We start from the raw sequence: 11,927 nt of genomic DNA, 5'->3' as shown, positions 1-11,927 counted from the left end.
TCTAGAAACGGAATTTAACATTGAAACCATAACTTCTTACTGTTGGGTATGATCCACTTTGGTAACCACCTGCGCCGTTTGATGTACCTGAGCTCAAACCATCTTCGGGATCTGAATACTTCATGTTTTTGTGAATGATCCAAAGGTTACGGCCGATCACGGAAACACTGATTTCTTTGAAGGCTTTAAGTTTACCAACTACGGACTGAGGAAGATTGTATGAGATAGAAGCTTCTCTCAATTTTACATAACTCGCATCATAAACATACATGGCACGAGGAGCATTGGAGGTATAACCATACGCTGACAAGCTGTTACCATCAATGTTTTCAGCTCTTACAGTATTAGGTTGCCCGTCTGCCTGAACACCTGGGAATAAAACTCCGCCTGGGTTTGCAGCCTGAATTTTCTTGCCAGCAGCATCTAAAAGATATTTACCGGCAGCGTCTCTTTGATACACGTCGTCTCTTTTTGGATTTCCCAATTCGTTATTTCCGGCAGTGATCGGATAAAGACCTGAACCTTCACCATACCATTGGTCAAGTGAGAAAATGCTGCCGCCATGACGAACGTCAACAAGGAAGCTCAAAGCAAGTGATTTGTATTTAACTGTGTTGGTAACACCACCCAACCAATCCGGGTTTGGATTGCCAATGATTTCGCCTGAGCTTGCAGTTGGTTTGTAAATACCGTTTGTTCCGACAACTTTTTCTCCGTTCAAGTAAGTGAAGTTTGTTCCTCTGATTACACCGAAAGGTAGGCCGCCGATTACTTTTCCTGTTACCGGATCAAGTTTCAAACCTGCGTTCAATGTTACACCACCTTGCAAAGAAGCAATTTGAACGTTCGTTACATCACCATAAAGGCTTACAACTTTATTTCTGTTACGGGTAAAATTCACGTTCATCGTCCATGAAAAATCTTCCGTTTTGATTGGGGTTACATAAGCAGAAATCTCGATACCCTTGTTCTGCATTTCCCCTGAGTTTACATAACGAGCTGTGTACCCCGTTGCAGAAGTCACTGTTACTGGCAAAATCTGATCTTGTGTACTTGTTTTGTAAGCAGTAAAGTCAAAACCTACGCGATCATTAAGGAATGCGGCTTCAATACCAGCTTCATAACTTTTTGTTCTTTCAGATTTAAGCTGACCGTTGTTTTTTGTATTTGGCAAAGAGAAATAAGGAATTGTACCAATACCAGTTGGTTTATCATATGTGTCATAAACAGCTCCCCAAGGTGCATCATTACCTACTTCTGCATAGTTAGCTCTTAATTTACCATGTGTTAACCATGTTTGGCTTTTTAAAGCGGCCAGTTCAGAGAAGTTAAAGTTAGCTCCAACTGATGGATAGAAATACGTGTTTGAGCCAGTTGGTAATGTCGTAGATTTATCTTGTCTTGCAGCAAGTTCAAGGTTGATAAGACCTTTGTAGTCAAAAGAAGCATTTGCAAAAACTCCGTCAACACCAATTTGTCTAACAATTTCCGTAGGTGCTTCAATCGCACTAACCGAGTTTGATAAAGAATAAAGATTAGGTACTACCAAACCTCCGTTTGTTGTAGCTCTGATTGATGATTCTTTGGATCTGCGCATGTTGCTTCCCAACAAACCAGTGAAACTAAGATCTTTCGTAATGCTTTTACGGAAATTGATCAAAAGGTCAAGGTTTGTTTCGTGGAAATTACGGTCAAATCTTGCATAAGAAGGAACAGCGGCACTACCAACAGAGATACGCTCTTCCTGTGTATCATTAGTTCCGTCGTAAGAGAATCTACCTGTGAAGCTCACCCAGTCAGCAAGTTTGTAATTCACAGCAGTACTTCCCTGATAGTGATCCCGTGTATCATTTGAATAGTTTTTGTAACGGCTGTAATAAGGGTTATCAGCAAAAATCGGGTTTGTTCCCTGGATGTTTGCCCAGTTCCAAGTTACGTTTTGTTGATTTCTGAAATATGCTTCTTTCTGTTGCTGAATATCAACACTTACCGGCCACCATTGTCTAAAGCCCTGGTTAGGGTTTTTACCATTGTAACCTGTGTTGTTTCTGCCCATTCCTTTTACATTAGAAAAGTTAACAGATGCAGAAACCGATAATTTTTTAGTTAGGTCATAAGATCCACCAAAGTTGAACAAATTCTTTTTCAAAGAACTGTTTGGCAAAACACCTGTTTCATCACTTCTTGTAAATCCAACTTTAAAAGTAGAAGCGTCACCACCACCACTGATGTTGATACTTTGATTAGAAGTTACAGCAGTTTTATAAAAAGTATCAGGACCATTTTTCGCTGCTAACCAAGGAGTTTGTTTTTTATAGTTAGGAGAGAACTTATCAATAGCATCCCACTGATAAACAGGCTGTCCTTCAAATTTAGGACCGAAAGACGCATCCACATCAAAAGGAGCAACAGCACCAACACCAGCGCCAAGGTCTGCTGTTTTGAAAGTACTTACATAACCTTCACCGTATTCTTTCTGATAAGTTGGGAAAGTAGTTTTGTCAATTTTTCCCCACGTCACACCACTGTTTACTGTAACATCGAAGCTGTTTTTCTTGCCTTTTTTGGTTGTAACCATGATCACACCATTTGAAGCGCGAGATCCATAAAGAGCAGTTGCTGCTGCACCTTTAAGTACGTTGATAGAAGCAATGTTATCAGGGTTGATATCAGAAGCTGCATTACCGTAATCGACACCTGCTCCACCGGTCTGTTGTGTAGCTGTGTTGTTATTTGCGTTTGATACTGGCACCCCGTCAATTACCCAAAGAGCCTGGTTATTTCCTGTAATGGATTTGAAACCACGGATAACTACGTTTGTAGAACCACCCATCGTGTTACTTACTTTAATATCCACACCAGAAAGTTTTCCTGATAATGCGCTCATTAAGTTAGGGTTACGTGTTTGCGTGATTTGATCAGCTGTAACTTGTTGTGCAGCATAAACCAGTTCATTACGTTTTCTTTCAATACCCTGAGCTGTTACAACAACTTCCTGAAGCTGGCTAACGTCATTTTTTAAAGTAACATTTAGTACGGATTGAGAACCAACAAGAACTTCCTGGCTTTGAAATCCGATAAAACTGAAAACAAGGGTTGCACCTTGTGAAACTGAAAGTGAATATTCTCCTTTTGCGTCTGTTGTCGATCCACGGTTAGTACCTTTAACCGAAATGTTAACACCGGGTAGAGTCGAGCCGTCTTCTGCAACGACCTTTCCAGTCAGAGTGCGATCTTGGGCGTGCGCTTGAAGGCCTAAAAGCAACAAGCATCCCAATAAAGATAATAGAATCTTCCTCATACTTAGAATAATTATGTTAGGTTTTATTAAGAAAATTTAATGTTGCAAAAGTAATTATTGTTTCAACCATTACAAGGTATTTTTGCAAATTATCAAAATTTACTTTGGTACTATACCTAATTTCATAAAATAATATTATAAATCTTAGTAATTATCCAGTATTAAATGTGAAAATTGCAATTGTGTTTTCAGTCATTCAGATCCCTGATAAAATAGGATTATTAATATATTGTTAAATTAAAATGACGTCATATCCTGAACGGTAAGCAGGATACGTAAATCAATAATTGTCAGTCCTTATTGCGAATCATCCAAAAAATGGCTTCAAACATTGCCAATTTTTAATTTTATTTTAACAAAATCATTAAACTTCTATAATCTACGTTTAATGGTACAATTTGTTCTTCTAAGTTTGGTTACAAGTCGGTAAAAAAGCGCACTTGAAGCCATTTTTCAGAATTATATTTGGAGCGTAATATTTTTTTAAGAATAAAAGTAATCTCTGTAATTTTAATTTTATAAAGTTTACTTATTACAAATAAAGGTTACAAATAAGAGCGGGGGAAGAGACACATGACTCGTGTCTCTTCCCCCGCTCTTATTTAATCCTGCTTTTGTTATTTGTAGAAAGTGTCTGATATATTTCTATAAGCAGTACCGTTAAATACAACATAGTTTAAAACAAACTTGGTGTTGTTTTCACTTACAGTAATTGTAGGTGCGGTAATAATAGTAACTGTATTTGCGGCAAAAATATCGGCTACGTCATCAGGATCAATTACCGCAGAGAAGTCGGATAGTATGCCATCTGTATTTGTAAATGATATTAGATAATGTACTGCCAAATAACCTGATTCAGCTTTTACGGTAGTTGGATTTACAGGAGAGAAAATAGTCGCGTCCTGAAAGCCACTGTATGCACCTGATTTATCTTGGCTGTTGTACCGGTCATAATTCCAGGAATAAGCTCCACCAATTGGATTTCCAATAGCATGGAAATAGATATGGCCAAAGTTTGAGCTTATGTCAATATTTCCGTCATTGGTCGCAGTAACCGGCAAAGCGTAATTTTCAGTTGCATTAATTTTGGACGGGTAGAAAATTACCTTAAACTCCGCAGAACGTTGCCCAGCCTTGATCACAGCTGTTTTGCTGATCAAGGTAAACAGACTATCAGGCATTATTTTGTAGTCAATAGAATCACTGGCAAAATTATCATTCGCAGCATTTGCATCCACAACCAGATTTATAGTCAGGTCTTTACTTAATTCCTTTGATCCTTGAAGTGACACTACAAAAGTAGCAGTATCAGCCTCATCCGTTGCCGGATAGGTTAATGCGGCGTCAGCATAGTAGGTCAATCCTGAATTAATGGTAGTTCCTCCTGGTGGTACATACAAAAGTTCAAGAATTGATTGTGAAGAATCAGCTGGAATATTCTGGTCATCACCGTCCAGACATGATGTCAGACTGAATGCCGCTGCCAGAAAAAATATAGATTTTATTATGGATCGTTTCATAAGTTTCTTTTTTATTTTGCCCAGAAAATAAGTGTTGTGAAAGGACTGATTCCTTGCGGTAAATTAGCTGCATTGAATGAAGCTTCTGAAGCCGGATACAATATTCTGGTAGGCAGTCTGTCCGGGCGAGGGCTTTGAGAAACTGTTGATGCAAAAGTTCCGCGTGCACTTGTACCACTCACAGCAGGGTAGCCAGTCCGGCGATATTCATTCCAGCCTTCATTACTGTTTACAAAATTCAGCGCTATATATTTCTGGGTAATGATCGCTTCGATTTTACGGGCGTCTGTTGTTGCCAGCGTAAAGTTTGCAAGATAAGTTGACTGATTATCGGCGATGTATTTTGCTGCATCACCAGCTGCATCACCTGAAAGCGTGCCATCCGGTAATTGGTAGATATAATCAAAAGAAGCTTTTATTCCACTTTCAAAAAGCGTTTTTGCATCTCCGGTTTTCAATATTCCTCTTACAACTGCTTCCGCCTGAAGAAAATCACTTTCAGCAACTGTGATCACAGGATAACCTGCATCCGGACCTTTTAAAGTACCTGGCACGTCACCCGCGGTAGTTCCTGTGCGGTCCGTTCCTGAATACCAGAATCCACCGGTTGGGCTTGATGGTACAGAGTTATTTTCAACACCAAGCTGGTTTACGCCTGTCGCCGGAAATTTGTAGTAAATAGCACTTCCTCTTCCTTCATCTTTCAACTTACTTCCATCGTAAAAACTCAAAATGAAGTTGGTCGGGATCCAGGATTTTGTAGCAGCTGATCCGGTGTAAGTATATGCCCACTGATTCCATTGCGGATTTTGTCTGTTGGCATCTCTTGTATATCCAGGGTTGATCAATGCATCTTCTTTTAAGAAACCTGCTACATCAAAAGCGGTATTTGCAAAAGTAGTTTTACCCGTCGCACGTACAATAAGTCTTAACTTGATTGTATTTGCCAGCTGCAACCATTTTGTCATGTCACCTTTAAAAAGAACATCCGCCGCACCAAGATTGATCATGGTTGTACCTGCTTCTTTTGCTGCGTTTCCTTTATTAATTGTAGCAATGGCAATGTCAAGCTGTGCTGCAAGATCTGTGTAAATTGCCGCCGCTTCATCATATTTAGGAGTCAAAAGATTTGCTCCTTTTAAAGCGTCAGTGTAGGGAACGTTGCCATAAGTATCAACAAGTAACTGAAAACCATGTGCTTTCATGATTTTTGCTGCTGCGTTGTAAAAACCGTAGCTATCTTTTCCTTCGGTATTATCAATGATATATTGAAAATCCTGAAGATTGTCATAGGTATTTGGCCAAAGATCAGAGAAGTTGTTAGAGTTGTAGTTGTAAGTAACCAATTCATTAAAACCTCCATATCCACCCGCATTGGCTCCATAGCCGCCGGTTTCCATTCCATAGGTATTGTATCGGTTCAAAACCTGAGCTGTTGCTGCAATTGCCTGTGGAAGTACAAGTTCAGGTGAAACCGTTGTAGCCTGGTTTGTATTGGTGTTAACATCCAGATAGTCATTACATGACGTACCAAGCACTGATAAAATCAGAAAAGTAGCTATATGTATTTTTTTCATTTTTTTCAATTTATTAAATCGAGATCTGAATTGGATCGTTAAAATTTAAACGCCACCGTACCACCAAAATAGCGTGAAGGAGGTGTCTGGTTTAAGCTGTTAAGACCTGTACCGTTATTACCTGCACCTGCGCTGCTGTATTCAGGATCTGTATACAAGTTGTCTTTTGCCATCCAAAGAAATAAATTCCGTCCCTGAGCACTGATGGTAACATCTTTGATAAAATGCGATTTGCTCAGCAATGAAGAAGGCAGAGAATAAGAAAGAGAAATCTCTCTTAGTTTGATGAAATTACCGGATGTAACGTAGTTTGAAGTAACATTACGGTTGATACCGTCAGACCAGAATCCATTATTTCCGTTTCCGTTAGCAATGGTAATTGTTTTGTTTTCTACGTAAGTTCCGTCCGCAGCCTGGTACACAGAATTTGGGAATACAAAACTTTCGCGGTTATAAACAGCAGTTCTGTAACCCGTTCCTGACCAGTCCATTTCTGTACCGATACCGTTGAATACTTTGTATCCGCCACGGTATTCAAACAAAACTGAAAGACGAAGTGATTTGTAGCTGATGTTTGCATCCATACCTACACGGTTTTTCGCAGTAGCATTTCCAAGAACCTGAAGGTTTTCCGTTTGTGTTGGCAACCCAGTTGAAGAGTTAACGATCACGCGTCCTTGTGGATCTCTTTCATAATCATAACCCATAATTACCGGGAAAGACATACCCGCAACGGCAGAAGAAATAGCGTTACCAGAAGTTGACAGCGTCAGAGTTGGCAAATCTGCGGAAATATAATTAACTGTATTTTTCAGGTAAGTGTAATTTCCACCAAGCGTTACATTCCAGTGTTCAGTTCTTACCGGAGTTACGTGCAGGCTTAATTCAAGTCCTTTGCTTTGTGTTTGTCCGACATTGGTAAGCAAATTGCTGAAACCTGTACTGTTGGACAAAGACGTTGTCACAGTTTGATTATCGGTTTTTGTATCGAACCAGGTAACGTTGGTTGTAATGCGGTCGTCAAGAAGATTTAAGTCAAAACCTACTTCATAACCTTTTGTAATTTCAGGTTTCAAGTTGTTTGATACCAGCGTGTTACTTAGGGAATAACCGGCCAGGCTTCCGTAAGGAAAACCATTCGCTGTACCATAACTTGTGTTACTGCTGAATGTTGGCAGAAGCTGGTAAGCACCGAAATTGTTAGGATCTGAACCATTTCCAAGGTTTACCTGACCAACTTTTGACAACCCGCCGCGAATTTTCAAATAGTTGATGATTTTGCTTTGGTGAATCAAAGGAATTGCTTCACTTGCTACAAACGAAAGATCAACCGATGGATAGAAAAACGAACGGTTGTTTGCTGCCAATCTTGAATCCCAGTCATTACGGCCAGTTGCATTCAGGAAAAGGAAGTCTTTAAAACCAACAGTCAATTTTCCGTAAGCACCCACCTGACGTGTTCTGAAATCAGCTTCTGCATAAGAAGGTGAACCAGTACCGTTGCTCAGGTTATACAAATCTTTTACAACAAGACCACTGATTCCGGTGGTCAAATATTTTGCATCATTTTGAGTTAACTGACCGCCTGCAATAAGGTTGAAGTTGAACACGCCGACCGTTTTGTTGAACTGCGCCAGCACGTCAGTCAAAAGCTGCATAGTGTTATTGCTTGTTTCTGTTACTGATGCAGGAATATCCGATTTCGAGCTTGACTCGGTATTTTTTGCATAGTCAGTATAAGTGAAGCCTTCATTTGTGTATTTATTTGTAAAATATCTGCTTGAAATACCCTGACGTGCAATCAGATCCAATCCTTTGATTGGAGTAATTTTAATTTCAAGGTTACCAGTCAGATAATCATTTTTATCGATTTCACGATTGGTTTCAGCTACAAAATACGGGTTCAGATACCATGGATTGTAAAATCCGTTCGGGTTGGCAAACTTGTCAGTACGCCAGTTTTTATATTTTGTTATATCCACGTTCGACGGCATATTCAACATACTTGAATAAATCGTTCCTGTTTGGGAAGTGATATCGTAACGGTTTGGAGCAAAAGAAGTACTGTATGTAACATTCACGATTTTACCAATTTTGCGTGAACCATTCACACGTAAATTGGCACGGTTGAATTTGTCACCCGGGGTTGTTCCTTGGGTTTTTACAAACTGGCCGGATACATACAAACTTGATTTATCATCACCGCTGGTAAGGGAAAAATCAGTCTGGCTAGTAAGGCCGACATTCCAGAATTTGTCATGTCCGTTTTTATAGGAGTAAGCAGTAGAATCCTGGCTTCCATCTTCTAATGGAGAACCGATTGGTCTTACAACACCGTCAAATGCGGGCCCATACGACTGGTTTTCCAAATAGCTATACGTAGGAGAACCCACGCCGTTGATTCCATAAGCGCTACCACCCGCACCAAATTTTTTCTGGATTTTTGGTAAAAATGCAACTTGCTGAGCCTGTACTGTTTGAGATAAGCTAATTTCAGTTCTACCGTTTTTACCTCTTTTGGTGGTAATCAAAACAGCACCATTTGACGCCTGCGAACCATAAAGTGCAGCAGCTCCGGAACCATTCAAAATTACGACCTGATCAACGTCATTTGGGTTCAAATTGCTCAATACATTGGAAGGAACAATCACATTATCCAAAACCACAAGTGCCTGGTTGTTACCGGTAAGTGAACGCTGTCCACGTAAAACAAGACGATATTCCGGATTCACCCCACTGCTTGTCCCACTAATCTGAAAACCGGCTACTTTACCTTGCAAACCACTTGCAATATTCACTGCTTTTCCGGCGGTAAGAACCTGGGAGGTAACCACCGCCGCGGCTGTACCTAATTCTTTGGTTTTAGTTTGAAAACCACCTGCTGTGGTAATAACAACTTCTCCCAACTGCTGAAAATCGGGAACCAAACCTACGTCAACCACCGATTTATTACCCAAAACAACATCCTGCGTTTTAAAACCGATAAAGGAAAAAGTAAGACTTCCTCCGTTCGGTACACTGATTTTGTAGCTTCCTTTTGTATCCGTTGTAGTTCCTACACTTGTACCTTTTAAGACAACGTTTACACCGGGCAAATATGACCCGTCTTCCCCAGACGTTACAGTACCTGTAACCTGTCTGTCCTGAGCCCATAGCAAAGATGAGCAGGAGCATATCCAGAGGATGCTCCACAGTAAAACTTTCTTCATTTATAATTATAAGTTAGGTTGGTAATACAAATTATGGGTAATCGCAAACTTTAAATACAGGATGTTAAATTCGGTTACATGAAAAACAGGACATAATGGAATAAGACAATTCGAAAAGTTATTTTCGAATTGCAGGTCTACTAAACTAAAACGGTTTAGTAATTCTCTTTAAAAATTTGTTTCTAGGGGGATGATTTAAGGTTTGAGAAATCTCTGAATTTTATTCTGAAAGATGATACTCAAAAGAAACCGAGTGCCTGATGCTTCTCGAAATTTGGAATATACTTGTGCATCCATGCACAAACTTCCTTCTGGTGAAAGTATAATTTTTGACATTATGAGTATAGGTAGTTAGGTTTGTTTTGGAACTTCAACGATATAAAAGTAAGTATTGTTTCAAGTGAAACAAGGTTTTTTTTCGATAAGATCAAAATTTACTTTGGCTATATATGATTTTCACTGCAATATTTTCATTTAAAGGGGATGTTTTACAATATAATTTTGATTCTATGATTTCATTAAAAATATAACGAAACCATTTTTAAATGACATTATTAAATTATGTGTTTGAACGTATTTGTAATGAAGCACAAAGGGAAAGCGGAAGCTAAAATTGCGAATCGTAATGAAATACGATCTTATTATTGCCAATTTCATTCTAATAGAAGAAAATACTTCAAATTAATATAATATACGTTTAATGATCGTCTATAAGGAGCAAAAGGTAACTTTTTATGTTAAAGAAGTTACCTTTTGGAAGTGATTTCAGAATTTAATTTGGGAATCATCACATGTCACCAAATTTTACACGAACCATCAAATTCTTTAATAAATATTTTCATAACCCATAAAAAAGAAGAGTTGCCCAAAAATCTTGAGCAACTCTTCTATGAAGTTAAAAACTTTGAAATATCCTATTTGTCCCACCAAACCGGCGTGTAAATATCATCTACAACAGTGGCATTCGGATTGTTCACGCGCTCATCTTGGGATGTCGGCAGGCGTACAGGAATTTGCTGTTTCGATGAATTTGGATTTGCTGTAAGTTTTGGGAAACCAGTTCTTCTGAAATCATTGTATGGCTCGATCTGTGTAAAGAGCGCAACGTATTTTTGCATAATCAGTTTTTCCAATGTCAAAGTTGCGGCAGTTTCTGAGGCGGTGCTGGTTTTAAAAGCTGCGGAAATTGCATTTCCCGTTACACGTTCCACAGATGCTTCCACTGCTTCATTGAATGCGGTTGCTGCATCTGCCGTTTTGCCCAATCTCAACTGAGCTTCGGCTTCAATAAACTTGGCTTCTGCATAAGTTGCCAGTCCGATTGGAGAATCTGCCGAGGCAATTCCCGGTCCCGGATCTGAGGTTGTAGTTTGATCCTGGTCATCCGCAGGCGTTCCGGAGTAGTTTCCATCCTCATCTTTTGTGGCAAAAAACGGAAGGCGCGGATCTGCTGTCGTTACCAGATAATCTACAAAAAACTTGCCCATTTTCAGATAATTCGTACGGTTGTTGTAATAGTCATACCATTGATTGTATGTATTACCCGTATTGAAAAAGACCGCATTCATATCAGGAAGGGTAGGGTCTACTTTGGCAAGATATTCCAAAGCTTTGGTAGCACTTCCGGAAGGATCGCTTTGACTTAAACGGTTGGCATAACGCGCTTTGATAATATAAGCCGCATTAATCCAGTTTTTGGTATCACCTCCAAAAATTAAATCATCTGATCCGGGAATGAATTTATTGGCCGTCGGCGCTGAACTAAGCGCGGTAATTGCTTCATCAAGTAATGTCTGGATACTTTTGATTACGTCTTCCTGTTTGTCATATTTTGGATTGAAATTTCCGGAGAGTGCTTTAATGGCTTCGGTATACGGAACATCACCCCAGAGATCAGTAGCTACGCCAAGATTCAGTGCAGTAATAATTTTTGCCATCCCGGCGTAATAAGGATTCTCCGCACCATAATCATTAATCAGCGTCAGACTGTTATTTAATGAACCGTTATACAAATTGGCCCATTCATTGACAACGTCAGCTTCTGTGATTGTGTAATTTGCAAAGGCTTGTGTTTGAGATCCTTCCGAAGTTCCGGCGGTCTGCTGCACCAGCATACTCGTAACGCGTCCGAGCTGCCCGCCATAGGCTGCAAATGTTGAAACTTCTGCACCTGTAAGCAGCGAAGCCGCGGTAACAGTTTCCGGATCGTTGGGGTTAACCCCATATTCGTCAAATTTATCCTTGCACGACGTTGCGACAGCGGTCAGGGCGAGAAATGTGAATAATATCTTTTTCATAATAATTGAAATGCTTTATGGAA

Annotated in this window: 5 protein-coding genes; all 5 read right to left on the bottom strand. The window is 39.7% G+C overall.

Features of this window, described 5'->3' with window-relative positions:
• Position 1: 1 nt before the first annotated feature.
• The 5 genes from IEE83_RS23490 to IEE83_RS23470 all read right to left on the bottom strand — a co-directional run bounded on the left by IEE83_RS23490 (position 2) and on the right by IEE83_RS23470 (position 11,904).
• Positions 2-3,301: a SusC/RagA family TonB-linked outer membrane protein gene (locus IEE83_RS23490; protein WP_194122910.1), complete on the bottom strand. Its 3,300-nt coding sequence runs from the start codon at positions 3,299-3,301 to the stop codon at positions 2-4.
• Positions 3,302-3,918: 617 nt separating this feature from the next.
• Complete coding sequence (locus IEE83_RS23485; protein ID WP_194122909.1) at positions 3,919-4,821, bottom strand: DUF1735 domain-containing protein; 903 nt, start codon at positions 4,819-4,821, stop codon at positions 3,919-3,921.
• A gap of 11 nt (positions 4,822-4,832) precedes the next feature.
• The gene (locus tag IEE83_RS23480) at positions 4,833-6,398 is read right to left on the bottom strand and encodes a SusD/RagB family nutrient-binding outer membrane lipoprotein (protein ID WP_194122908.1); all 1,566 of its coding nucleotides are present in this window, start codon (positions 6,396-6,398) and stop codon (positions 4,833-4,835) included.
• 38 nt (positions 6,399-6,436) lie between these two features.
• The gene (locus IEE83_RS23475) at positions 6,437-9,607 is read right to left on the bottom strand and encodes a SusC/RagA family TonB-linked outer membrane protein (protein WP_194122907.1); all 3,171 of its coding nucleotides are present in this window, start codon (positions 9,605-9,607) and stop codon (positions 6,437-6,439) included.
• 914 nt (positions 9,608-10,521) lie between these two features.
• Positions 10,522-11,904 (bottom strand): SusD/RagB family nutrient-binding outer membrane lipoprotein, encoded by a 1,383-nt coding sequence (locus IEE83_RS23470; protein ID WP_194122906.1) that lies wholly within the window; start codon positions 11,902-11,904, stop codon positions 10,522-10,524.
• Between the last annotated feature and the right edge of the window lie 23 nt (positions 11,905-11,927).

The sequence above is a fragment of the Dyadobacter subterraneus genome (assembly GCF_015221875.1).
Lineage (GTDB): Bacteria > Bacteroidota > Bacteroidia > Cytophagales > Spirosomataceae > Dyadobacter > Dyadobacter subterraneus.
The sequence above is the reverse complement of the archived record's forward strand: the minus strand, read 5'-3'. Positions and strand labels throughout refer to the sequence as shown.

Coding starts and splice junctions, on each gene's coding strand:
- IEE83_RS23475 (WP_194122907.1), bottom strand. CDS start 9,607: ATGAAGAAAGTTTTACTGTGGAGCATCCTCTGGATATGCTCCTGCTCA.
- IEE83_RS23480 (WP_194122908.1), bottom strand. CDS start 6,398: ATGAAAAAAATACATATAGCTACTTTTCTGATTTTATCAGTGCTTGGT.
- IEE83_RS23470 (WP_194122906.1), bottom strand. CDS start 11,904: ATGAAAAAGATATTATTCACATTTCTCGCCCTGACCGCTGTCGCAACG.
- IEE83_RS23490 (WP_194122910.1), bottom strand. CDS start 3,301: ATGAGGAAGATTCTATTATCTTTATTGGGATGCTTGTTGCTTTTAGGC.
- IEE83_RS23485 (WP_194122909.1), bottom strand. CDS start 4,821: ATGAAACGATCCATAATAAAATCTATATTTTTTCTGGCAGCGGCATTC.